Origin of the sequence: Bacillus sp. FSL R5-0560 (assembly GCF_037966305.1) — a bacterium.
Taxonomy (GTDB): domain Bacteria; phylum Bacillota; class Bacilli; order Bacillales; family Bacillaceae; genus Bacillus; species Bacillus mojavensis.
Map to the genome: position 1 here is coordinate 4,162,727 of NZ_CP150195.1, position 24,109 is coordinate 4,186,835.

The 24,109-nt window shown below is 38.7% G+C and carries 25 protein-coding genes and 2 pseudogenes; 14 read left to right on the forward strand and 13 right to left on the reverse strand.

The window, feature by feature from the left end; all coding sequences use genetic code 11:
- Positions 1-3: 3 nt before the first annotated feature.
- Positions 4-453, reverse strand: a complete 450-nt coding sequence (locus NST56_RS21700) for a DUF6376 family protein (RefSeq protein ID WP_339179124.1) — start codon at positions 451-453, stop codon at positions 4-6.
- A 436-nt stretch (positions 454-889) separates the two neighbouring features.
- On the opposite strand from NST56_RS21700, the gene NST56_RS21705 reads away from it, so the two are divergent.
- Together NST56_RS21705 and NST56_RS21710 are read left to right on the forward strand one after the other, a co-directional pair.
- A complete protein-coding gene (locus NST56_RS21705) occupies positions 890-2,200 on the forward strand; it encodes an MFS transporter (RefSeq protein WP_168749532.1) in 1,311 nt (436 codons plus the stop codon).
- A 57-nt stretch (positions 2,201-2,257) separates the two neighbouring features.
- Positions 2,258-2,447: pseudogene (locus NST56_RS21710) on the forward strand (MerR family transcriptional regulator); the annotation flags it as partial.
- Positions 2,448-2,507: 60 nt separating this feature from the next.
- On the opposite strand, the gene NST56_RS21715 reads toward NST56_RS21710, so the two are convergent.
- Together NST56_RS21715 and NST56_RS21720 are read right to left on the reverse strand one after the other, a co-directional pair.
- Positions 2,508-3,302: a hypothetical protein gene (locus NST56_RS21715; protein ID WP_339179127.1), complete on the reverse strand. Its 795-nt coding sequence runs from the start codon at positions 3,300-3,302 to the stop codon at positions 2,508-2,510.
- Positions 3,303-3,626: 324 nt separating this feature from the next.
- Positions 3,627-4,826, reverse strand: a complete 1,200-nt coding sequence (locus tag NST56_RS21720; RefSeq protein ID WP_339179129.1) for an MFS transporter — start codon at positions 4,824-4,826, stop codon at positions 3,627-3,629.
- A gap of 188 nt (positions 4,827-5,014) precedes the next feature.
- On the opposite strand from NST56_RS21720, the gene NST56_RS21725 reads away from it, so the two are divergent.
- The 3 genes from NST56_RS21725 (at position 5,015) to NST56_RS21735 (ending at position 6,913) form a co-directional block, all read left to right on the forward strand.
- Positions 5,015-5,911 carry a LysR family transcriptional regulator gene (locus tag NST56_RS21725; protein ID WP_010332621.1) on the forward strand — a complete coding sequence of 299 codons (897 nt, stop codon included), beginning with the start codon at positions 5,015-5,017 and terminating at the stop codon, positions 5,909-5,911.
- Complete coding sequence (locus NST56_RS21730; RefSeq protein WP_339179132.1) at positions 5,908-6,351, forward strand: GNAT family N-acetyltransferase; 444 nt, start codon at positions 5,908-5,910, stop codon at positions 6,349-6,351. The genes NST56_RS21725 and NST56_RS21730 overlap by 4 nt, the downstream gene beginning before the upstream one ends.
- A gap of 82 nt (positions 6,352-6,433) precedes the next feature.
- Positions 6,434-6,913: a DUF2798 domain-containing protein gene (locus NST56_RS21735; RefSeq protein ID WP_268445098.1), complete on the forward strand. Its 480-nt coding sequence runs from the start codon at positions 6,434-6,436 to the stop codon at positions 6,911-6,913.
- Between the two features lie 37 nt (positions 6,914-6,950).
- On the opposite strand, the gene NST56_RS21740 is transcribed toward NST56_RS21735, so the two are convergent.
- Positions 6,951-7,847, reverse strand: coding sequence for a LysR family transcriptional regulator (locus tag NST56_RS21740; RefSeq protein ID WP_339179136.1), 897 nt, complete (start codon positions 7,845-7,847; stop codon positions 6,951-6,953).
- A 120-nt stretch (positions 7,848-7,967) separates the two neighbouring features.
- Between NST56_RS21740 and NST56_RS21745 the strand changes: the two genes are divergently transcribed.
- Together NST56_RS21745 and NST56_RS21750 are read left to right on the forward strand one after the other, a co-directional pair.
- Positions 7,968-8,546: a LysE family transporter gene (locus tag NST56_RS21745; protein ID WP_168749286.1), complete on the forward strand. Its 579-nt coding sequence runs from the start codon at positions 7,968-7,970 to the stop codon at positions 8,544-8,546.
- 80 nt (positions 8,547-8,626) lie between these two features.
- Positions 8,627-9,019, forward strand: coding sequence for a VOC family protein (locus NST56_RS21750; RefSeq protein ID WP_339179141.1), 393 nt, complete (start codon positions 8,627-8,629; stop codon positions 9,017-9,019).
- Positions 9,020-9,167: 148 nt separating this feature from the next.
- Here the strand turns inward: NST56_RS21750 and NST56_RS21755 are convergent, their stop codons facing one another.
- Positions 9,168-9,848 (reverse strand): winged helix-turn-helix domain-containing protein, encoded by a 681-nt coding sequence (locus NST56_RS21755; RefSeq protein WP_339182348.1) that lies wholly within the window; start codon positions 9,846-9,848, stop codon positions 9,168-9,170.
- 88 nt (positions 9,849-9,936) lie between these two features.
- On the opposite strand from NST56_RS21755, the gene NST56_RS21760 reads away from it, so the two are divergent.
- Both NST56_RS21760 and NST56_RS21765 read left to right on the forward strand, forming a co-directional pair.
- A complete protein-coding gene (locus NST56_RS21760) occupies positions 9,937-10,560 on the forward strand; it encodes a flavin reductase family protein (protein ID WP_168749290.1) in 624 nt (207 codons plus the stop codon).
- A gap of 102 nt (positions 10,561-10,662) precedes the next feature.
- Complete coding sequence (locus NST56_RS21765) at positions 10,663-11,073, forward strand: hypothetical protein (RefSeq protein ID WP_339179144.1); 411 nt, start codon at positions 10,663-10,665, stop codon at positions 11,071-11,073.
- A gap of 481 nt (positions 11,074-11,554) precedes the next feature.
- On the opposite strand, the gene NST56_RS21770 is transcribed toward NST56_RS21765, so the two are convergent.
- From NST56_RS21770 to NST56_RS21795, 6 genes are all read right to left on the reverse strand, one after another.
- Positions 11,555-12,568, reverse strand: coding sequence for an NADP-dependent oxidoreductase (locus NST56_RS21770; protein ID WP_339179147.1), 1,014 nt, complete (start codon positions 12,566-12,568; stop codon positions 11,555-11,557).
- Between the two features lie 265 nt (positions 12,569-12,833).
- Positions 12,834-13,583 carry an SDR family NAD(P)-dependent oxidoreductase gene (locus tag NST56_RS21775; protein WP_339179149.1) on the reverse strand — a complete coding sequence of 250 codons (750 nt, stop codon included), beginning with the start codon at positions 13,581-13,583 and terminating at the stop codon, positions 12,834-12,836.
- 58 nt (positions 13,584-13,641) lie between these two features.
- Positions 13,642-14,217, reverse strand: coding sequence for a TetR/AcrR family transcriptional regulator (locus tag NST56_RS21780; protein ID WP_024123547.1), 576 nt, complete (start codon positions 14,215-14,217; stop codon positions 13,642-13,644).
- Between the two features lie 574 nt (positions 14,218-14,791).
- Complete coding sequence (locus NST56_RS21785) at positions 14,792-16,966, reverse strand: MMPL family transporter (RefSeq protein WP_339182352.1); 2,175 nt, start codon at positions 16,964-16,966, stop codon at positions 14,792-14,794.
- Between the two features lie 116 nt (positions 16,967-17,082).
- Entirely contained in the window at positions 17,083-17,724 is a 642-nt protein-coding gene (locus NST56_RS21790; protein ID WP_010332633.1) for a response regulator transcription factor, read from the reverse strand.
- Positions 17,717-18,937: a sensor histidine kinase gene (locus tag NST56_RS21795; RefSeq protein WP_168749295.1), complete on the reverse strand. Its 1,221-nt coding sequence runs from the start codon at positions 18,935-18,937 to the stop codon at positions 17,717-17,719. The genes NST56_RS21790 and NST56_RS21795 overlap by 8 nt, the downstream gene beginning before the upstream one ends.
- A gap of 441 nt (positions 18,938-19,378) precedes the next feature.
- On the opposite strand from NST56_RS21795, the gene NST56_RS21800 reads away from it, so the two are divergent.
- The 5 genes and pseudogenes from NST56_RS21800 (at position 19,379) to NST56_RS21820 (ending at position 21,526) form a co-directional block, all read left to right on the forward strand.
- A complete protein-coding gene (locus NST56_RS21800) occupies positions 19,379-19,549 on the forward strand; it encodes a hypothetical protein (RefSeq protein WP_339179153.1) in 171 nt (56 codons plus the stop codon).
- Between the two features lie 160 nt (positions 19,550-19,709).
- Positions 19,710-19,817: pseudogene (locus NST56_RS21805) on the forward strand (DUF255 domain-containing protein); the annotation flags it as partial.
- 117 nt (positions 19,818-19,934) lie between these two features.
- Positions 19,935-20,291 carry an MmcQ/YjbR family DNA-binding protein gene (locus NST56_RS21810; protein WP_326331760.1) on the forward strand — a complete coding sequence of 119 codons (357 nt, stop codon included), beginning with the start codon at positions 19,935-19,937 and terminating at the stop codon, positions 20,289-20,291.
- 159 nt (positions 20,292-20,450) lie between these two features.
- The gene (locus NST56_RS21815) at positions 20,451-21,017 is read left to right on the forward strand and encodes a dihydrofolate reductase family protein (RefSeq protein WP_339179155.1); all 567 of its coding nucleotides are present in this window, start codon (positions 20,451-20,453) and stop codon (positions 21,015-21,017) included.
- Positions 21,018-21,340: 323 nt separating this feature from the next.
- The gene (locus NST56_RS21820; protein ID WP_268451242.1) at positions 21,341-21,526 is read left to right on the forward strand and encodes a DUF255 domain-containing protein; all 186 of its coding nucleotides are present in this window, start codon (positions 21,341-21,343) and stop codon (positions 21,524-21,526) included.
- A 210-nt stretch (positions 21,527-21,736) separates the two neighbouring features.
- On the opposite strand, the gene NST56_RS21825 is transcribed toward NST56_RS21820, so the two are convergent.
- Positions 21,737-22,987: an MFS transporter gene (locus NST56_RS21825; protein WP_326227598.1), complete on the reverse strand. Its 1,251-nt coding sequence runs from the start codon at positions 22,985-22,987 to the stop codon at positions 21,737-21,739.
- A 270-nt stretch (positions 22,988-23,257) separates the two neighbouring features.
- A complete protein-coding gene (locus tag NST56_RS21830) occupies positions 23,258-23,827 on the reverse strand; it encodes an XRE family transcriptional regulator (protein WP_326227596.1) in 570 nt (189 codons plus the stop codon).
- Positions 23,828-24,109 lie beyond the last annotated feature (282 nt).

Here is a 24,109-nt window from a genome sequence, read left to right on the forward strand (position 1 = left end):
TTCTTATTCGCCAAGCTTTTCAATTTGCCCCATCACATCAGTAATTTGCTTAGCGTTTTGGACCAATTCAGATTGCTCCAATTCCTCAAGCGATGCCTTTCCTTCTTCCACTTGCTGCAAGACGTCTTCCGCACTTTTTTGCAATGTGTCGTTATGCTCCTGTAGGGTGCTGTGAAGCTCCGCTGCGGCATCAGGCGGTGTTAATTCATTAAAATCAGCTGCTGCCTTTTGAATAGACTCAAGCTGTGTCTCTAGTTTTTCTTTCGCCTCAGTGTCATTTACAGCTTCCTCAGCCAATGCAGGCGCTTCCTCTGCAAACGTCTTCACCTTTTCCACATAAGCTGACGCTTCATTTGTATAATCCAGCCCGTCATTCACCTGATCCAGTATTCCGCATCCGCCTGCCCCTAAAAGACCCACGCCGGCCAAAACCGTCAGAACCATTTTCTTCATTGTTTGCCCCCTTATCGTTTCTTCTTCATTTTTTCTTTCAAGATCGGGATCAATTTCTCTTTCGCTAATGGCAGCCCCTTCTTCACCAATTCACGTTTCAGCCATTTCTTCAGCTTAGACATAGTGAATCTCCTCTCCCTTTTTTGATAAAAATGAAAAAACTCCACCGATTTGGTGAAGTTCAGAAACAAAAAGACCTTCACCAAATCAGATTTGGCAAAGGTCTCGCTAACAATCAAATTGCCAGCAAAGCCGAGGACACCTAGTCCCGTAATGACGACTTTACTGTGAAAGCTACTCCCCTTTGGAGTGTTCATTTTTATTACTTTCATTCTAAAGCAATAGGCTTTTCCAGTCAAATTCCTGCTGTTCGTTTACATAAAAGATAGGTGTGGTATTTAAAATTTGAATGGTATTTACATCCGGAGATCATGCTATAACAGAGGAGGTTTTCATCATGAGTCAAGAGCGCGTGAAACGGCCCGGGCATACCAGGTGGTACATATCTTCGTTACTGAGCGGCATTATCATTCTTAATTATTTTGATCGAGTGGCCATTTCTGTAGCTGCCCCGGCGATACAAGATTCGTTTCACCTCACAGCAACTGAACTCGGCATTGTGTTTTCGATTTACACCTATTCGTATACACTGATGCAGCTGCCCGTCGGAAGTTTATTGGACAGGTTTGGCGTGGCCTGGGTCACTAGAATCGGAATGACGGTTTGGAGCTTTTTAACGATCATTCTCGCTTTTTTACAAGGAAAACTGCTCTTATATGTGTTCCGATTTCTCATTGGGCTGACGAGCGCATCGGCGTTCCCCGCCGCTTCCAAAGCAACCGCTCTATGGTTTCCCCCAAGCGAACGGGGTCTGGCGAACTCGCTGTTTGATTCTGCCGCCAAATTTTCAAACGTGATCGGTGCGCCGCTGGTCGCCTTTCTCGTCACAACATTTGACTGGCGGGTCGCCTTTTTAACGATCGGATGCATCAATGTGCTGTTTACCATCTTTTTCTGGCAATACTATGAGCAGCCCGAACGGCACAAACGCATTTCCAAAAGCGAATTAAACTATATTCAGAAACACAATACAATCACAACAGAACAAATCCCTTACAAAACGGGTCCGCTTTTAAAAAAGCTTTTCACTAATCGTAAAGTATGGGGCTTAATGATCGGATTTACAGGGTACGGCTATACATTCAACCTGCTGCTTACATGGCTTCCGACTTTCTTTAAGCATACATACGGAATGGATCTCATGTCATCCGGTTTATTCACCGCCGTGCCGTGGCTGATCTCTACCATTTCCGGCATTGTGGTCGGCGGCTGGCTCGTCGATTATCTTATCAAGAAAGGCTATTCCAACACCAAGGTGTATCGAACCGTAATTATTGTAGGGATGAGCTTCGGCTTTTTCTTTTTGGGCTCCATTCTGACCAATAATATCACCGTTGCGATTATCTGCATTTCAATCGGCCTCGCCGGCGTTTCTGCAACGGCTCCGGTCGGCTGGTCCATCTCCGCAGAACTGGCCCCGATTGGCTCCGTTTCCATGCTGAGTTCCATGGTAAACCTGGCAAATAACCTATTCGGAGGCATAATCGCTGCTTCACTCACGGGATATTTGTTTGATGTGACAGGTTCATTTACGCTCAGCTTTCTGGTTGCAGGTTTTGTATTGCTGCTCGGACTGATTTTTTACGTGTTTGTGTTAGGGGATGTGAAAAGAATTAAGTTGGAGTAAAGAGTGCTTGTGTGAAAGCACTCTTTTCTTTGATCATAAAAATAGAGCCGCCAGCCTGATTTTTTAAGAAGCGATGTGACGTATCATGCCCCTGCCATGCAAGAGCATGTCATGAATCATATTACGTTCCTGAATCAAAACGGACATCCGACAAGCAAAGAAGATTACGTAAAACAAACGCGATTTTTTATGCAGGATGATTTTCATCGAGAAATGTTAGAAGAGCAGCAAACCATTATCTTATTAACTGACCATCGTTGCAGAACACCTGTAGCGTGAGTCTTTGCCACTAACGCATTCTCTCTGCTCAAGTTGCGGCACCGCCAACAATCGATACATTCTGCCGGTCAACGCCGAAATTCCGCCCGTTCCATTTCAATACGGTTTGAACATATCCCAATGAGTCGGCGTTATACCTTCCGGCGATCCGCTGATACGCCAGCAATTCGTATACGCCGTCTCTGTTGAAATCAACCGGATACAAGCCGGATAAAGGATTCACCCAGCCTTCTATCGGCGCTTTTAAAACACCCTGATTCGTATAGATCTCATTCAAATAGTCTCTGCCTTTGTAAGTAAGATCCAGTATATATTGGTCATGCTGGCGTTGACTGATCACGCTCGCTTTATATTGATTTTGATAGCTCACACTGTACTTGAATTCATCATTAAACGAATCAGAATTGAAAATCTGCCTGAACTGCCGGTTCATATAAGCAAACACATACGCATATATAGAGCCTCCGCTTCCCCCGGTATCAATTACAACAGCCACATCTTCCGTTTTATTGCCTGTCACATCAGCCAGAAATAGTGAAGGATTGTACCCGATATTGTTATGAAGCTGAATTTGCCGTTCCTGATGTGTCTTGCCGTCACGTATCACCAAAGTGATATTTCTCCATAGCGGACTGCCTGACGTTTGATTGCCAGTAAGGAAGACTTCATCAGCGACTCCATCTCCCGTCACATCACCCCGCGCTGAAGTAATAATAGCGCGCGAGAAAACGGGCTGCCTATATCCATATGGATACTGGTAAGGCGTTGATTCTCCACCATAATAAACCCAATAAGGTGCCATTCTGCTGTTGTATGGATTCAATTGAATTCACCCTTTCCTATTCACCTTCATGAATCATGATATGCAGGAAAAGGACACAGCAGATCACATGCAGCCCGTCTTGTTTCAGAATGTCTAAGCATTATAAACTACATTAATACGTGTTTATTTTCAAAAAGACATCGAAACGATCACGCTTATGAAATGCTTTTGAAAAACTGGACTATCAATAAAGGAAATGACAGAATTTATTCAAGGCAGAAGTTTGGCCCTTGCTCATATATCGCCTATAAGTGAAGAATACCTATCTTCAGTCCAGAAAAAGATAGGCATTCTTTCGTGTCAACGGAAAATAAAATAAATTAGTCATAGCGCGCTGCCCGACACCTTTTCACTCCTTGCCAGAAATACCGACAGCACGAAAGCAAACAGCAGCATGAACGTGATCATTCCGACGACACCCAGCCATTGAAAAGCAGACCAAAACACACCGCCGACTGTTCCGCAAATACTTGAACCTGCGTAATAAAAGAACAAATACAGCGATGAGGCCTGCGCTTTGTTGTGCAGGGCCCTCCGTCCAACCCAGCTGCTGGCGACTGAATGCCCTCCAAAGAATCCAAAGGTAAAAAGGGCAATCCCGAAAATTTTTACTGCTAATACGCCGTTTAACGTTAATAATGCACCTGCAGTAACGATAAAAATATTCATCATCAGTATTTTATGATACCCGTATTGATCGACCATTCTTCCAATAAAAGACGAGCTGAAAATCCCGACAATCATCACAATAAATATCCAGCTGACAATCGCTTTGTTAAAGGAATACGGCGGCGCTAACAGCACATACGCAATGTAGTTGAACAATGCAACATTGCTTCCGAGAAGCAAAAAACCAATGAGGAACAAGCTTAACAGTTTCCGGTCCTTCAAGTGACTGATTAAAGACATTCCCAACTGCCCGATCTCAAGTTTTCTCGGCGTAAAATGCGTCGATTGAGGCAAATTCATAAAAAATATCATACTCGCTATCAAACTAATCACACCAATTGACCCCATCGCTATATGCCAAGTAAAGTACTCACTCAAGAGCCCTGAAACAATCCTTCCAAAAACGGCGCCAATCGCATTTCCGCTGATATACAGCCCCATCGCCGACCCAAGGCTCCCAGGTTCAATTTCTTCTCCAAGATAAGCCATCGCAATCGATGGGAGACCAGCGAGCGCAATCCCTTGAATGGTTCTCAATACGAGCAGCGTATGAAAATTCGGGCTGAAGGCCGATGCCAGACAGAGAACGGATGCGGCCAGCATGGATACAGCCATAATCGGCTTACGTCCCCATACCTCTGACAACGAACCGAAAACAAGCATGCTGACAGCTAAGAGCATCGTTGTAACAGATAAAGAGAGACTCGCTGTTGTAGGTGTCACATGAAATTCCCGCGTGAACTCCTCCATGAGCGGCTGTACACAATACAGAATGGCAAATGTATTAAAACCTGCGGCAAAGAAAGCAAACGTAATTTTCCGAAAAACCGGTGTGCCTTTTTGAATGTATGTCATGGGGACTTTATCTGCCCCTCACCATTTTGTGTAATACTGCTCTCCATAAACATCCATCCTTTATTTTTTGCGATTTCAAACATCCTCGAGTCTGTTTATACATTTATCTTAGCACTGTGAAAATATGTTGTATAATGCATAATAAATATCCATTTCATGCTTATATGTAATATGTGAGGTGATGACGATTGGAATGGGAACAACTTGAATATTTTCAAACACTGGCCCGGATGCAGCACGTCACGAAGGCGGCACATAGCCTGTCGATCACACAGCCTGCGCTTTCACGCTCAATCGCCAGACTCGAAAACCATGTAGGCGTCCCGCTATTCGACAGGCAAGGACGTTCGATTAAACTAAACAAATACGGAGAAATATTTTTAAGACACGTCCATGCCATGATGAAGGAATATACCGAAGGGAAAGAAGAAATCCAGGCTTTGTTGCAGCCTGACCAAGGTGAAGTGTCTCTCGGTTTTTTACATACATTAGGAACTACGCTGGTTCCCGATTTAATCGGCAGCTTTCAGCAGAAATATCCCGACATTACCTTCCAGCTGAAGCAAAACCATTCATATTGGCTGCTTGAACGATTAAAATCCGGAGATCTGGATCTCTGTCTCCTTGCCTCCATCAAACCTGAAAAGCTGATCCGATGGATACAATTATGGAGCGAAGAACTGTTTGTATTTGTGCCAAACAACCATCCGTTATCTCATCGCGAAAGCATTTCACTGACTGAAGTTGCGGATGAGCGTTTCATTTTATTGAAAAAAGGATATGCGCTGCGCATGACGGTTGATGAATTGTTTGAGAAAGCGGATATTCAACCGAACATTATGTTTGAGGGTGAAGAAGCAGCCACCGCAGCAGGCTTTGTGGCAGCCGGTCTTGGCATATCCATTCTGCCCGATCTGAAAGGGTTAGACCAAAGCAAAATCAAAAAAATTCGTGTCAGCTGGCCGGAATGTCAGCGCGTCATAGGAATTGCCTGGATAGAAGGCAGATTTTTATCCCCGGTGGCAGAGACCTTTAAACAGTATGTCATCAGCCATTTTTCTGATAAAGAGGAGGATCAATCATGAATGTGAAAAGAATAACGACAGAACATGATTTACATACAGCGTTTGACATCAGAAAGACAGTATTTGTTGAGGAACAAGGCTGTCCAGTTTCTGACGAGTTCGATGAGTTCGATACACTCCATGGAGATTGCCAGCATATTCTGGTTTACCATGAACATCAGCCGGTTGGCACAGCGCGTGTGCGTATCGTGGATCACGCGGGGAAACTGGAAAGAATCTGTATTCTGAAGCCCTATCGCAAATTCGGATTGGGGAGAGTGATTGTCGATGAGTTAGAGCGTATTGTGAAAGAAAAAAGGATTGTTACATGTAAACTTTACGGTCAGACACAGGCAGCAGGCTTTTATGAAAAGCTCGGCTATCAGACAGCATCAGAAGAATTTATATTGGATGGCATTCCGCATGTGCTGATGACAAAAGGAGACGTTTCCGGACAATAAATTGTCCACAAATTTGTCACTTATGAGCATGTGTGATTCATTGGTATACTAATCACCGATTATGGAGAGAAGGATTGATTGTATGCCAGCAAATAAAAAAGAAGGCCTTATCTTCGGCGTGATGATGTGCTTTGGGATGGTCTGCGTCATGTCGATTTACAATGCAGTGATCAACGGAGCCATACATGATTTTTCATGGGTTACAGCTTTTGAGATGATCATAGGATTCATTGTAGCGTTACTGTTAGATTTACTGTTAGTCGGACCGCTCGCAAGAAAAATGACATTCAAAATGCCGTTCGACAAGTCTAAGAAATTATATGTCGTCCTTGCCATGTCGACTTGTATGGTGGTTGGTATGGTACTTTGTATGTCTGTTTTCGGATTAATCACGGCAACTTTATCGAATGGACTTAACGAGAACAGCCTATTCAGTGCGTACCTTATGATCGTTCTGAAAAACTTTATCTTAGCCTACCCTTTGCAATTGCTGATTATGGGTCCATTAGTCAGAGGGATTTTTATGAAATTTGTAAAACCAAAGCTCGCAGCTGCCGTTTAAATAAAAAAGGAGTGAGCATAACACTCACTCCCTTTTCTCATTGATTTTCAGCACTCCGCCTCACGAATGAATGTAAAACAAGCTCCGCAAACGCCTCTGCGGCGGGCAGCTGCCATTTTTTCTTTTTGATTAGCATATGAGAGTAAAGCGGCTCAAAGCTTTCAGCATGATGAAGGATTTTCAGCTTACCCGCCTCCACTTCTTCTTTCACTGTCACATAAGGCAGTACAGAAAATCCAAGTCCGCTCATGACCGTTTGTTTAATCGCCTCGATACTCCACAGCTCCATTGTTTGAAAGCTGCGAATGTCATGCTTCACTAGATATGTTTCAAACATGGTCCGATAACTGCAACCCTCTTCATTTGTAATAAAGAAATGACTGCTATTTTCTTGTTTATAGTCATCAAAATGGTCCGGTCCGTCATGACTGCCCACAAGGACAATCTTCTCCTCGGTTAACGTGTGATGAATGCATTTTTCAATATTAATTTCCGGATAGACCATTAACGCGATATCGACCCGGCCGCTCAATAAATCTACCTGGTTTTCCCCGCATGTCCCGTTGCTTAAGATGATTTTCACATGAGGATATGTCAGTGAAAATTCCCTTATGATCGGCCCTAGTCTGGAAATGGTTAAAGACTCAGGTGCGGCTACCTTTAATACTCCCTTGATTTCATGAACACTCTTCATATTCTTGATCTGTTCGTGGGCAGAAAGTAAATCTTCTGCCAAAGGGATTAACTCTCTGCCTAAATGAGTCAGCTTTAGATTTCTTTTTTCATACGAAAATAAAGCTCCGCCGATCTCCTGCTCAAGCGCTTGGATATGAGTGGTGATCGTGGATTGCGTATAACCCAGCTTAGCAGCAGCTCCCGTGTAACTTCCCATTTCTACAATGGCCTGGAACGTGACAAGATGTCTGATCTCCATACGTTTTCCCCTTCTATCGAAAAAAATGATAATGCTTTTTTATATTTCAATTTTATTTATAGATATCACTATCATACAATAAAAACTGCCCAATATGACTTAGCAAATGAAGGTGATTCAATGAGTATCATAGCTTTTCTTTCGTATGTGATTTTGACATCCATTACGCCTGGCCCAAGTAACATCCTAATGATGAACGAAGCGCGAAGGTTTGGCTTTATAGGTTCGTGGCGTTTCAATAGCGGCATCTTATCAGGTTTTGCAGCGCTCGGAATTCTCAGCGGTATATTTACAATAGGTTTGTACAATTGGATTCCTCTTGTTGAGCCCTACTTCAAAATAGCTGGTGCAGTCTATTTGCTCTATTTGGCCTGGCAGATCGGTTTCGCCAAAGGCTCAAAGAAGGATTCCGAGGATACGCACTCTTCTTTTTTATCCGGTTTCATCTTCCAGATCATCAATATGAAAAGCATTTTGTTCTTCTTAACATTAATGAGTGCTTTTATACTGCCGTTTCAGCATTCCATGACATCAATTATTTTTTATCTCTCATTGGCCATCTTTCTGGGCTGGTTCGCCCTGTTGCTATGGTCAGGGTTCGGCTCTGTTTTTAAAAAGCTTTTTGAAAAACACGATAAGGCATTTCGAGTCATCATGTGTTTGCTGCTTATTTATTCTGCCGTTAGTATCTTCCTTTAGTTGGTCTCATCTGATACGAAAGCAGCTAGGCGGATTAATAATCGTTTAGTGGGATGTTTACTTTGCAGGAGGGATCATGAATGATAAAACGACTTGATCATTTGGTTTTAACGGTGAAAAGCATTCAGGAGACAATCCGCTTCTACACATTTGTTTTGGGAATGCAGGAAGAAACGTTTGGCTCAGGGAGAAGATCATTGCGTTGTGGCAATCAAAAAATAAACTTGCATGAGGCCGGTCATGAATTCGAACCTAAGGCACAGCATCCATTACCGGGATCTGCGGATTTGTGTTTTATCACTGATCAACCGATTCATTCCATAATCGAACATCTTAGAAAAAACAACGTGATGGTTGAGGAAGGACCTGTTAAAAGAACTGGCGCCCTTGGCCCGATTATCTCTGTTTATATTCGAGATCCCGATCAGAACCTCATCGAAATATCAGAGTATGTAGAGAGGGAACATATCTAGTAGACATATGTAAAATTGATTTGAATGGGGAAAAGCAGGTTTCAAACCCTGCTTTTTATTTGTCTGCAAAAAAATAAGTGGGTTGCTAATGTTATAAGTTCGTAAAGTACTTTTCTTCCCTTCAACGGTGACATTTTCTATTCAAATCTTAGATACTCAATTTAAAGTATTTCTCAAATGCAGCTTTTCCGCTTTGTGTAACCTTAATAGCTCTAGTTTTAGGCATACGCAAAATCCATTGTTGTTCCAGCATCCTGTCTAATAATGCATGTCCCAAAGCTCCCGCTAAGTGATGCTGCCGCTCGCTCCAATCTAAACAGCAAAGCGCAAAAGCTCTCCTCTTATTTCTTTGTTTTTCTTCGTCGACTCCAAAATCTTTTAAAAATAAAGAGCCTTCTGAAGTCACCTCATATTGTAAATCCACTTTTCGTAAGAAGCCTTGCTCGACTAATGAATATGTCACTTGCACGCCGATATAACCGGCCAGATGATCATAACAGGTACGGGCAAAGTGTAAATCACTTTTTTCTTTTGAATCATTGAAAGACTTCACTTTTGAATCTGGCGAAATACTAAGCAATTGTTCTATCACTTTTGCAGTATCGGCGTTTGCCAATTTATAATACCGATGTCTTCCATGCTTCTCTACACTGATGAGCTGTGCTTCAAGTAATTTATGCAGGTGAAAGCTGGCAGTTTGAGGCTTGATTTTAGCGAAATATGCAAGCTCTCCAGCAGGGTGTATTCTTCCATCCATAAGGCTCAAAAGAATAGAAGAACGCGTGGGGTCAGATAGTAACAAAGCAACCTTTGCAATATTAGGATTCATCATTCTCCTCCTTACATTCATATTTCGATGATAGTTGAAATGTTAAACCTTTACAATATGAATAAATAATGATTAGGAGGCATAATCGTTGAACAGTGAAAAACAAGACACTCTCCATTTTAAAGAAATCAAACCAAACATTATGTACTATGGCACGTCCACATTCCTTCTTTCCACTTTGAATGAAGATGGAACCACCAATATCAGTCCGATGTCTTCCTCATGGGCGCTTGGAAACTATATTGTTCTGGGAGTAGGCTTAGGAGGAAAAGCGATTGAAAATTTAAGTAGTCACAAAGAATGTGTCATTAACTTGCCCAGCCCGGATTTATGGAAAAACGTTGAAAAAATTTCGTCTTTTAGCGGAAAAAAGAATATCCCGCCTTTGAAGAAACAGCTCGGGTTTACGTACAAAAAAGAGAAATACGAAGCGGCAGGGTTAACACCTTTACCATCAATGACAGTAGCACCAACACGAATTAAAGAATGCCCTATCCAAATAGAAGCAGAAGTGAAGCATATTCGGATACCAGATTACGAACCATCATTTGCGATTGTGGAAACACAAGCTTTACATTTCCATGCCGAGGAAAAGATCATATTGAACGACAACCACATTGACCCTTCAAAATGGAGTCCGCTTATTTATAATTTCAGACACTATTTTGGTTTAGGAAAAGAAATAGGAAAGACCTTTCGTTCGGAAACATGACTCAAAATAAAGCTTTTAATGGGAAATTGCGTATTATACCCCTTCTATGTTTCAATGGAAACCGTTAGTAACAGCTTAAAAATAAAAACGGAGATATTGAAAATGAGAACTTTACATACGAGATTTAAACGTTTATTGAGATTAAGAGATTTTGAATTCTTTCAGGTAGAATTAAACGATGATGAGAGATGTGCTTTTTTATTATACGTTGATGAAAGATTGCCAGACTCTGAAGAAGGTAACAAAATTAATGTTTATTTGATTTCTCACTTTGAGCTACCTGATTCATCATATCAAGATGTGCTACGTTTTAATGATGATCTATTGGGTATGAAACATAATTGTTCATATGTAATGGACACTTTAGCTGTTACAGAGGAATTTGATTTCAATTTCCCATTTGATATGCTCGCTATACGTGAATATGTTCAAGAGTTATTGTCCACCTTAAAAATTGACAAAAAACTCCCTGAATATGAAGAAACCGATTTCAATTATTTATCTCAAGAATAGTAAAGGTTACGTTAGATGAAAAATAAACATTTAAGTTTAGTTTTGATTTGTCTTTTACTAATAGTTGTTTGTCTGGGATAGTTTTAAATTTTCTCAGTGTTGTAATTTCGATCTTATCTATCACTCTATCGAATAATTTGATATTATGATCAAAACAGCAGATTCCTGAAGAAGTCTGCTGTTTTTGTTATGTTAAATTTCTCAGTAGTGGCTACGTGTATTAACGTGTCATTGGTGATATGTCTGTTAGAGTAAGCACCTGTCTCAATTTCATTCCAACATTTTTTATAAGAAACAATTGAAATGGCTAGTTCTCCATGTCTTACCATTACTGAGACAGGACTCCGGCTTGCTGAAGTTTTTCTATGATCTGACCTGGCTTTTTATCTTTTCCATTTTTTAATCGGCAGAACTCGCGGTTTGTTTCAAAATCCTTTACATAAATGATCTCAACTTTTTGACTGCTTTCCTTATATTCCCCTTAAAATTGAATAATCACTTTCCCTTTTGGTCGTCCATTTGCGACTAGTTCTAGCGCTTCATTTACGTTTTCTATGGTAAATCGTGTTGGATGAATTGCTGGGACAATGTTGTTTTCTTCAATGATTTTGGTAATCTCTTCAAGTTGTGCGCCATCAGAACGAACGAAGATAAAATGGTATTTCACGTTTTGTTTCTTGGCTTTGCGGTCATACTTTGCACCAGCAAGGGAAAATAGCATTTGTTTCCACGATGGGAAATTTCGGTCTTTTCCGAAACGTTTATTTGGTCCTGTACGGAGAGAGAGCAATCTTCCGCCCGGTTTGATGATACTCAATTCACTGTCAAATTCTTTAGGTCCCAGTGTATCCATCACGTAATCCACATTCGACAACAAGTCAACATAGTTTTCTATTGTATAATCCAAATATTGGTCTGCACCCATTTCCAAAGTGCGTTCGCGCGCTTCTGAGCTGCCACTAACAATGACATTTAGGCCCATTGCCTTTGCAATTGGTACAGCCATTTGGCCAAAGCTGCCTGATCCACCTGGAATGAAAACAGATTTACCTGACTGTGCCTCAAGTTCTTCATGCAAACCTTGATACGCTGTGAGTCCAGCCAGTGGTGCAGCAGCGGCTTCCACGTAAGACAAATTTTTTGGCATGGGTGCAATTGCAGCAGCGTCAATTGCGGCATATTCCGCAAAAGCACCAATTTTTTCGAGCGGGAGACGTGTATAGATGGCATCTCCTACGTGAAATTCTGTCACATTTGTTCCGACTTTTTCGACAACTCCTGTCAATTCATTACCAAGCGTTAGTGGGAATTCATAATCTTGAATCAGTTTCACGCTACCTGTAATAATTAACATTTCGAGTGGATTGACCGCCGCAGCTTTGACCTTTACCAAGACTTCATTTTCACCGATTTCTGGAATTGGAATGTCATTGATTTGGGCATAGAGATTTTTTGAGTACTTGGTGATCTGAGCTGCTTTCATGAGTGTTTTCATTTTTTATCAGCATCCTCTATCATATTACATGTATTGAGTTTTCACCTTTTTGTATAATCGTTTAGGCGGAGGGGAATCTTATTCCTATTTTAACCCGCCACCTAAACCATAAAGAGTTCACTACATTTCCTATTTTTTTTTAACATTAGTCATTTTTAGAACGATCATTCTCAAATGCTTAAATTTTTTAGAACCGCTTCTGTAAATAAATGTTTCTCATCCTTTAAGTGGCAGTGATATAGAGTATCGTTATATAGGTTAAATATTACATCTCTAGAATCGGATAGATTTGATCTCTTAATTTAAATTCATAGTTTTCGTCTACAATACCTACTGCTTGATTACGATCATAAAGCTCCATCATAAAACTCGCCACTTGCTCAACTGTGTGGTACATCGGGATATTTGCTTTGTAATCAAATTCTTTCGTATCAGATGCATTTTTCATGAATTCTGTTTCCGTGATTGCTGGTGCTAAAACTTTCACCTTCATTTTCGCACCTTTGCGTTCCAGTTCTTTTGCAAGTCCTTCTGTAAATGCACTAACAAAGTATTTAGATGCAGAATACGTAATACTGCCAACAGCAATTGCATACCCGAGTGCTGATGATACGTTAATTAACTGAGTTCCTTCTACATCAGAATAATCACGTACAAATAGTGTAGAAAGAATCGTTAAGGATTCTACGTTGACACGCAACATGGTTTCCACTTTATCTAAATTCTGATCTGTGACAGAAGAGGATTCACCAAGCCCGGCATTATTAATCCAAGTCTCAATTTGATATTCCTTTAAATTGTCATACAGTGTATATGCCTGATCTGTGACAGATAAGTCACTTGTACGAATAACAACATCCAAATCAGGATTAATATTGTGAATTGTTGATTTAAGCTCTTCTAATTTATCTAATCTTCTAGCTACAATAATTAAGTTTTTGCCGCGAGCAGCAAACGCTAATGCTGTCTCATATCCTATGCCTGAGCTTGCTCCTGTAATAACTGTGTACTTCATATGATTCTCTCCTCAAAAACATATTTTTTTATTAATTCTCCATATCACAAAATATATCTCAGTCTAGCGTTGACAAAGTCAAATCAATAATGGCTTCAAATTTTTCCTTATCATTTGTCGTTTTTGCTAATACTCGTACCCCTACGAGTGAATTATGAATGAATTGAGAAAGCCCTTTGATGTTATAGTGTTTAGGAATTTCTCCTTTTTCTTGACCATGTTTTAGCAGATCAAATAATAAGGCTTCCGTATTTATAAAAATCTCTTTAATTTTCTTAGCTACTTCTTCATCTAGCAAGGATAATTCAACTGCTGTATTAACAGCTAAACATCCTTTTGGCAGATTTTCTTCTGGATCAATAACCATTTCAAATATTTTTCTTATAGTCTGCTTAACCGTTAAATCAGCTTTCACCTCATTCTTCATTCTCATTTCCATTACTTCTACAAAGTGACTTAAAGCTCTCATAAATAAAGTATGTTTGTCACCAAAAGTATCATAGATACTTCTGCGGTGAACCCCCATATGGTCCACCAAATCTTGCATGGATGTTTTTTCATAACCCTGTTCCCAGAAAAGCTCCATCGCTTTTATTAATGCTAATTTTTCATCAAATTCTTTATTTCTAGCCATGTAATCCCACCTTATAACGTATCATCTATTAACACTGATAAAGTACTGAGAATCATTGATGCACTAGGGCAAAATAACTTTATATCATTCATCTCTCCCTATTCTTAAATAATTAAAGAACGATCATTCTCATTTGAGAAAAAAAAAGTTAGACCTAACATGTGTTAAGTATATCAAATTTAAGAACGATCGGTAAAGAATTTAGAATTCATCCTGTGTTTTATATATTTTTTAAGACCAAGGGCAAAAACTTTAAAATTGTCTAGGTGTGCTATTACCTGAATTTTTAACGAATATCACTTCTTCTTATTTCTACTCAAATCAGTTCTGTAACCGCCATGCACTTGGTGCCATGTCTATTAGAATAACCATTTTTTCATTCAGATGACGGAATGAAAAAAGAGTAGACCTTTCAGTCCACTCTTAAATGAATTTTATTTCTCTCGTTCTATATATTCTTCTTTTGTTGTTTATTGCCCATAAAATTTAACCTCTAATACTTTGCCATTAGTTGTATTCCCTTTAAAAAAAGAGGAGCTACATCCTTACATGTTATTAGAGCGAGCCTATATTGCTACATACTGATTCGGTGTTTTTGTTCATTCTCTATCTCGGGCTGTATCTCCTTTGTTAATTGATGACCCTCTATATCTACATTCGGAATGATTTTGTCTAACCACTTTGGTAAATACCAAGCTGCATTCCCCATCAACTTCATAATACTTGGAATGAGTGTCATTCTTACAATAAATGCGTCAAATAATACACCAAAGGAAAGAGCTAATCCATTTGCTTTGATAGAAGCTTCACCAGCAAAGATAAACCCTGCAAAGACGAATATCATGATTAGTCCGGCTGCGGTGACAACAGGTCCACTGTGTTTTAATCCAGCTTGAATTGCTTGTACTGGATTCTTTGTTTTTACATATTCTTCACGCATTCTGCTTACAAGGAATACTTGATAATCCATCGCTAAGCCAAAAAGAATACCAATCGTTAAAATAGGCAAAAACGCGAGTATCGGCCCTTTTTCAGGTATATTGAACAAGTCAATTAAGTTTCCATCCTGTAACACAAATACACAAATCCCAAGAGTTGCTGTCATTGTTAATATGAAACCTGCTACAGCAACAAGAGGTACTAGCAGCGAACGGAATACGATTGTCAGCAATATAAACGCAAAACCAACAATGAGTAAAGCAAATACTGGTATTGCATCATTAAGGCGATCTGAAATATCTATATTCACTGCCGTGGATCCAGTTACGAGCAAATCTACCCCGTTTTGATCTGCTAAGCTGCGCACATCTTGTACCAAATCCTTAGTAGCTTTATCGTTTGGACCTGTTGTAGGAACAACCGTAATAATAGCAAAATTGCCTTTTGCATTAGGCATTGCAGGAGTAACACTTGCTACATGATCTAAATCCTTAATTTCTTTTACTGCATCTGCGAATGCATCAGTCTTATTTTCTGTAACACTTGTGGCATCCGCCACTATCGTTAATTTGCCATTAAATCCTTCTCCAAACCCTTCGGCAAGCAAGTCATAAGCTCGGCGCTCGGGATTATCCTTAGCTTTCATTCCTGCATCAGGTAAACCTAGCTCCAAATGCATAGATGGGATACTAATGACTAGCAAGATGAGAATACTAAATACACTTAGAAGAATAGGGTTCTTTGTGACAAAGCGTCCCCAGAAATTTGTTTCAGCGCTTTGTATTTCTTTTTTCTTGTTTGCTTTCGGAATCATGCGTTTCCCTGCTATTGATAAGACGGCAGGCACTAATGTAATTGACGCTAAAACAGCCATGAGCACACTGAGCCCTGCTGTTAGCCCCATTGCAGACATAAAAGGAATATTAACGACAGTCAATCCGCAAAGTGCGACAATAACTGTAAGTCCGGCAAAAACGACAGCACTCCCAGCTGTTCCCGTAGCTCTCGCAATTGATTCATTTTTTTGTATACCTTCTCCTAAAAACTGGCGGTGTTTCGAAAAAATAAACAAAGCATAATCAATACCAACTGCAAGGCCAATCATTCCGGCTAATGAAAGACTGACGGAGGCAATATCAAACACTTGTGTTCCAATCAAAGTCAGCCCAATGCTTACACCTAAACCTATAAGCGCTGTTAAAATCGGTAAGCCTGCTATTAATAAAGATCCAAATGTAATAGCTAGAACAACAAAAGCCAAGACAATACCGACTATCTCTGATACACCGCCTATCTCCATCTCGGCTCCTGGTATATCTCCGCTTAACTCCGTTTGTAATCCTTCATCATCAGCAATGGACAAACTATCTTTCACATGTTTTATAGAGTAATCTTTTATATCATCTGCTGATGATTTGTATTTGATATCAGCATAAGCCACTGTCCCATCTTTTGCGATCGTTCCTGCATGAAAAGGACTTGCAATTGAATCAATGGAATCGTCTTTATTCATTTCCTTTAATGTATTCTCTATTGCTTTTTTTGCTGATTTTGCAGTAAGTTTCTCCCCATCGTTAGCACCGAATATGACCCGTATGCTCCCTTTATCAGGACCATGAGGAAATTCTTTATTGATCACCTTCATTGCTTTTTCCGAAGGCGTGTCTGGTATTGACATATCCTCAGAAAAACTAGGTTTTAATATGCCGGCTGCCCCTATCGCTGCAATCAACACAACGATCCACGCACATAGTACTTTAATGCGATGGCGAGCGACCCATCCGCCTAATTTATATAACATTCTTGACATCATAATCTCCTTTCAACACATTGCTTGATAACATTCCCCCTAATTGTAGTTCATAAGGAAATGAAAAAAACGTACATGAGGGCATGTACGTTTGGGCAACTTTTAAATAACCTGTGTTATAAATCTAAAGTTAAAATACCTCTCTGCATGGCAATTGTAACTGCTTCCGTTCTAGAATCCGCTCCCAATTTATTATAAATGGACGTTAGTCTTGACTTCACAGTTCTCTCTGAGATTCCTAAATCAAAGGCTATCGCTTTGCTTTTGAGACCTTTTGCAATCGCTTTTAGAACAACTATTTCCTTTTCTGTTAACTGAGTATCGCTGCTTGGTTTCTTCATTCTTTCAAATTGAATTTCTTGAAAACGTTTAAGAATATCAGGCTGCAGCAGCACTTCTCCTCTTAATGCTGCATCCATTGTATGAAATAGGGTTTCTGAGCTCGTATCCTTCAACAGATATCCTTTCGCCCCTAATTCAATTCCCTCAATCATCAAGTGATCTTCATTATAAGTAGTCAAAATAATAATGGGTATGTTGTGTTTTTCTTTTATTTGTTTAATCGCTTCTAACCCACTCATTTTTGGCATGTATAAATCCATAAGAATGATATCTGGCTTTAATTCATCTGTAAGATGGACCGCCTTTTTTCCATTTTCCGCCTCTCCGATTATTGTGTAGTTATCATTCGTCTCAATTAACAGCTTGAGACCTTCTCTCACAACTAGATGATCATCAACGATTAAAACCTTATTCATCTTCAATCTCTCCCTGATTTGACAAGATTATCTCGATTTGTGTGCCTATTGTTTTTGTACTCTTTATATCGAATTGGCCTTTCATTGCTCTGACGCGTTCTTGTATACCAAGAAGTCCATAATGACCTCTCTTTTTCCTGCCTCTTTCAACATCAAATCCTTTTCCATTGTCTCTGACGGTTAAATGGATGTTTTCTTTCTCATCCCAAACTGATACCCATATGGATTCTGCTTCAGCATGTTTTGCTGCATTTGTAAGACATTCTCCTATGATGTAATAACAATTTTCAGCAGTACGAACATCAGGCAATTGAGTTAATCTGTAGTCTAAAAAACAAGACAGACCTGTTGCATCTTTAAAATGATCCATTTGTAAGGTAATTCTTTCTTTTAAAGAACCGATTTCTTCTGATTTGCTGCGAAGATTGTCAATAGCTGAACGTGCATCAGCTAATGTGCTTTTCACTCTATTCATAGATTGTTGAATGATTTCTTTTGCCCTATCTGTGTTACCTTTCGATATATGAACATTAATAGCATCCAACTGCATATTTAAACTAACCAATCCTTGTGCAAGGGTGTCATGTAAATCCCGAGCCATACGCTGTCTTTCGTTTTGCAACGTCAGCTGTTCTACTTGTTGATGAGCAAGCTCCAGCCTTTCAAGAGTCAGCTGCGCTTTTATTTTTTCATCAACTTGCGCAAAAAATGTTGCAGCATAAGTGATAATGACAACCATGATAGGTACAGCGATAACAAGAAAATGCAAAAACTCGCCTTTGTGAATCTGATATATCGCATTGGCTGATATCAGAAGTAATAGATATACAATGAGGAACGCTCTTCTTCTATCTGCCATTCCTATAATCTGCCCAATCAAAAATGCATAAAGGCCAATGATGACCAGCATTAAGAAGCCCGTCATGACATTAGCAAGTGCATAAGTAATCAAACCTTGCAGTACAAAATAGAGAATGACCTTATTCTTAACCCATCGATATGAGTGCCAATGCAGCAGAGTAAAAATAGCGATTAATATTGTAAACACATGAAGCAATAAAATAGACCAGCTCCCAGAAACAAACTGCAGCACGATAGAGGCTATATAGATCATGAGAATAAAAGCTAAGCCTGGTACTCTGAGAGCAAGCATATTTAATGCCCGCCTATCTCGTGAAACGTAGTTTTTATCAAAAGGTTTTCTTCGAAACATATTGCATCACTTCCTTTCCTTTGACAGTATAATCACAAAGGATTCACAATAAAAATAGGGACAATCCGGTCATATTTGTCATCTTATCATAAGAGCCGTCAGGCATTTCATTTATCACCCAGCAAGGCAAGAAGGAAAACCTAACAAGATGCGGACTTATCTAGTATGCAAGATGTGCCTCAACGTACATAAGGATATGCCCTTATGTACGTTTTCAATATTCAATTTTAAAATTAAAATATATGGAGAGTTACTTTCATATGGGAGGATTGAAATGTATTGAAACCAATTGATCTCATCATTATAAACTTAGAAAAGGAATCAGGGCTAAAAAAACCTTTGAAAAACGGTCCAAAATCCTCAAAGAAGTAAAGCAGAAGGGCTCTACAAAATGACCCATTAAAGAATAAAGAAACCCTATAGGGAAAAGAGGAACAAGGTATGTATTGGTTTTTTGGTGTTTTATTGTACCTTCTCATCGGTACTTGTATATTCATAGGAGTCATCAAAGACACTCAATCAGGTTCTGGGTTACTACTTGCATTAGCAGCTCCACTCATCATCTTTGGCTATCCTTACTTTTGTTCAAAGCAGCTTCTTTCCAAAAGATAAAGATATATATTGTGATTACAGAGTTATTGAAAACGATTAAAAGATTTGAACATAATGTTAAAATAACATTTCAAACTCAAACACATTTACCTTCAAGAGTGCCATTTTCGTTAGAATAACCAAACAAGTAATTTTGCAGTCCGCACTTTATGAAATAATTATTGATTGGTTCCCTTGGTGAAGAAAGAAAGCATTTGAAAAAGCAAAACGTGAAAACAAGCTGGTTTTGGCCAGCATCAGCTATTCGACTTGTCATTGGTGCCATGTCTATTAAAGTAACCAAATAGACAAGCCAAGGATCGCAGACTACAAATCCCGTGATTTTTTCAAAAGTGACATTAGAGAGAAGAAATTAACCGTAAGTAGTTGGAGGGATGATTGAAGTATGTTAACAAGAGAAGATATCTTTAAACACGTCAAAGAAAAGTACGGTTCATCGCCTGATTATCCGTGGGAGGAATACCCAAACTATGCTTCTTTGAGACATACATCAAACAAAAAATGGTATGGTCTTATCATGAATGTTCTCCCAGAAAAATTAGGCTTGGAAGGACACGACGAAATTGATATTCTGAATTTAAAATGCCCCCCTGACATAAGTGATGGCTTAAGAAATGGGGAAAATATCTTACCCGGATATCATATGGATAAGGAACATTGGATTTCAATTGTTTTAGAACGGACAGATCCAGAAAGCGAAATCTATAACTTAATCGAACAGAGCTTTCATTTAACCAAGTGAAGATAAAGAGTGTTCCTGCTAATCGAGCTGCAAAGAGTAGTGGGCACTTTCATTTTAGGATATTGTTCTTCACTCTGTCCACAAACGCAACTTAATCCATCTGGTGTGTGAATAGAAGAAGAATTTCTACCAACTTCTTATGTAAAAGGATGAATAGTTATGACAAATAACTTAAAACAGAGAAGAATAATTTTAGATTTAGCAGTTACTCTAGATGGTTTTATTGAAGGGAAAAATGGAGAAGTTGATTGGTGTATTATGGACCCTGATATGGGGTTTACTGATTTCTTAAATCAAATTGATACTATTTTATATGGTAGAAAAAGCTACGATTTATGGGGACAGTATATCCCCAAAATAGAAGACCCTGATACGGAAAAGGAAATTTGGAAATTGGTTCATAGTAAAAAGAAATATGTTTTTTCCAGAACACAACATGAGATTGATAATCAAGCAATATTTATAAATGATAATATTCTTGAAGAAGTAAATAAATTAAAGAAAAAGCCTGGTAAAGACATCTGGCTATATGGTGGAGCGAGTCTCATTACAACTTTTATAAATTTGGGGCTTGTTGATGAATTTAGATTATCTATTCACCCTGTTGTTTTGGGAGAAGGAAAACCGTTGTTTATTGATTTAAAACAAAGGATAAATTTAAAAATGCTGAATACAAGAACATTTTCCTCTGGCGTTGTGCAAATCGTTTATCATTGGAATGGCTAAAAACCTTTCAGTCCAAAGTATATATTGTTAGGTAACACTCGACAGTAATTTTTCTTATTGAACTAAAGGGGCGTCCATTAATAATGGGTTCCCTTTAATACTATGGAATGATCAACATCAAATTTAACAGAGCTAAAAATATCCATTCTCCTGTAATAAAAGAAAAGAAAACTGAAAAGGACGGTGTCTTCCTTCATTAACATAATTAAACATTATATTATTTTCCTTCTCCCTCTTTTAAGTAAATCGGCTAAGCTTTGTATTTATTTATAATTATTGTGGTAGCCGAAATGTAATTAAAACAAAAGAAAGAAGGTGATCCCATGCCCACTAACAGTAAACCCAATAGATTAATCGCTGAGAAGTCACCATATCTCCTTCAACATGCTCACAACCCTGTGGACTGGTTCCCGTGGGGAGAAGAAGCCTTCGAAAAAGCAAAACGTGAAAACAAGCCGGTTCTGGTCAGCATCGGTTATTCGACTTGCCATTGGTGGCATGTCTCTTAGATTACCCATTAAAACTCTGTATACTTTTACGAACTCATTATTAGAAATTATTGCAAAGTGTTAAAGGAATTGACTGTATATATATGTTCCTTCCGAAAGTGGTGATTATTTAAATAAGGAGTGAATAAAGAAAAGCCTCCTTTTAAATAAAGAAGGCTTTTAAGTTTAATTCTCTGGTTATAAAAATATCTAACGTTCTTTTATCCCCAGTTATATGTTTTGTGAGTTAGTAGAGCCTATATATCGATCTTTAGCTGCACTAAGACCAAATATAAAGAGTAAGACTGATGCACCGACTAATATTAAAAGAGGAATAGTCCAACTATTAGTGGCATCATGTATAAATCCAAAAAGGGTTGGACCAATTGCTGCAAGCAAGTACCCAACCGATTGTGCCATGCCAGATAATTCTGCAGCCTGCTGCGCATTCCTTGTACGTAAGCCGAAAAACATCATGGATAGGCTGAATGCGAAGCCTCCTCCTATACCTAAAGCAATGATCCAAAAAATAATTAAATTTGAACGACCGTATAGTAACCCAACCGTCCCGATGAAAAATAAAATCGCTGTAATAGTCACTAACGAACGTTGACCGGACATGCGTCCTGCTATGACTGGGACAATAAAAGTAAAAGGAAGAAGAGCCAATAGCATAACGGAAAGCATTAAGCCGGATTGACTTGAATTTAATCCCTGTTGCTTAAGGATTTCTGGCAGCCAAGCAACTAGGACATAAAAGAACATGGATTGTAGTCCCATAAATAAGGTTACCTGCCATGCTAGTGCCGAACTCCACAAGTTTACATGACTGTCAGCCTTCTCTTTATGAACGGTATCTCTTCTCACGTTACTATGTTTCATCTGTAATAACCAAAAAAAGATAGATATAAAGCTTAAAACACCCCAAATTCCTAATGCACCCTTCCAGCCAAATCTCCATCCAAGTGCAATGGGAACACTTACACCGGAAGCTATTGCTCCAAATAAGTTCATAGAAATAGAATACACGCCAGTCATTAGACCTATACGTTTTGGAAATTCACGTTTAATTAGTCCAGGTAACAATACATTCCCAACGGATATAGCCAAACCAAGGATTGCAGTACCTATATATAAAGAAACAACTCCTGATAAGGAACGTATAGCAATACCAACTGTCAAAAAGACGATAGAGCCAAGAATAATTAGTTCTACCCCATATTTCTGCCCTAACTTGGGAACAATAGGTGAAAATAACGCAAAGCTTAATAACGGCAGTGTGGTAATCATACCTGCCATTGTATTTGAGATATTTATATCATCCTTAATAAAACCAACCACTGGTCCTACTGAGGTCAAAGGGGCTCGTAAGTTAGCTGCTATAAATACAATACCAACAATCATTATCAAAACGGAATATTTTCCAACTGTTGATGTACGCCCCTTATTCTCCTTTTTAATTACTTGACCCATTGAACTCATTCTGTTTCCTCCTAGAATTTGAAAAATCATGTAATGTAGTTTATTCATTATGAATTACTGTAAAGATGAATAATGAATAAAGAAAACATTTGCAGTTGAACAATCTTTATATATTATAATATATTTAATGCTCAGTAATGTATAATATAGTATAACAATTGGATTTTGTCTATCCTCAAAGAAGAACTATTTTAAATAAATACAAGGAATGCCCCAATCCACCTAATGGATCGGAGCATTCCTTGTATTTGGATAAGCTAAGAAAAAAATTTAGATTGCGTATTTCAATATAATATGAAGAACAACAACATCGTTAGTATGATTGGTGTACGAATGTGTACCATTTGTAGAAAAACTAATTGAATCATATTGATTTAGGCTATATGATTCATTGTTAACTTTAATTGTGATAGTTCCAGACATGACAGTTGCAAATTCTGTTGTATTATGATGATGTTTTTCCGGATAATAGGAGCTATTTGGCTGTAAATAAGCACGGTACATTTCCATATTATTATTTACATTTTGAAAAATTGGTTCGATTGCCCAATTAGATTCTTCTCCAACAATACGTAATCCTTCCCCAGCTCGAAATAGATTTACATCACTTTCAGTTGAGAATAGAGCCATGAGTGGTATAGATAAACTTCTTGAAATTTTCCATAACACTCCTATTGTGGGGTTTGTTTCTCCTCGTTCTATATTTCCCAGCGTTAACTTGCTTACACCTGATAGTTCTGATAGTTCTTCAAGATTTAAATTTTTTTCTTTACGAAGTTTTCTTAGTACTCCCCCAACTTGTAAAACAACTTGCTTTGGATTATCAGATTCTAAATGCATTTTAGCCACCCTTTGCAATATCATGAGAAAACATAAATTAAAATAATCATTAATGTTTTAATTATTATAATGAATAAAATACTAATAAACAAACATTTGTATAATATATTATACAATAAAGCTGATTATATGTAGTAAAATATATTTCAATGGCTCAAAAGTTGCGTTGTGTGCATAAAATCCACGTTTCTTAATGTTATTTTTGATATCGTGCATAAACGATTAATTTTGATATATCTAGAACCCTTGGTATATATGGACACTCCTCTCTTGATGGTTCCT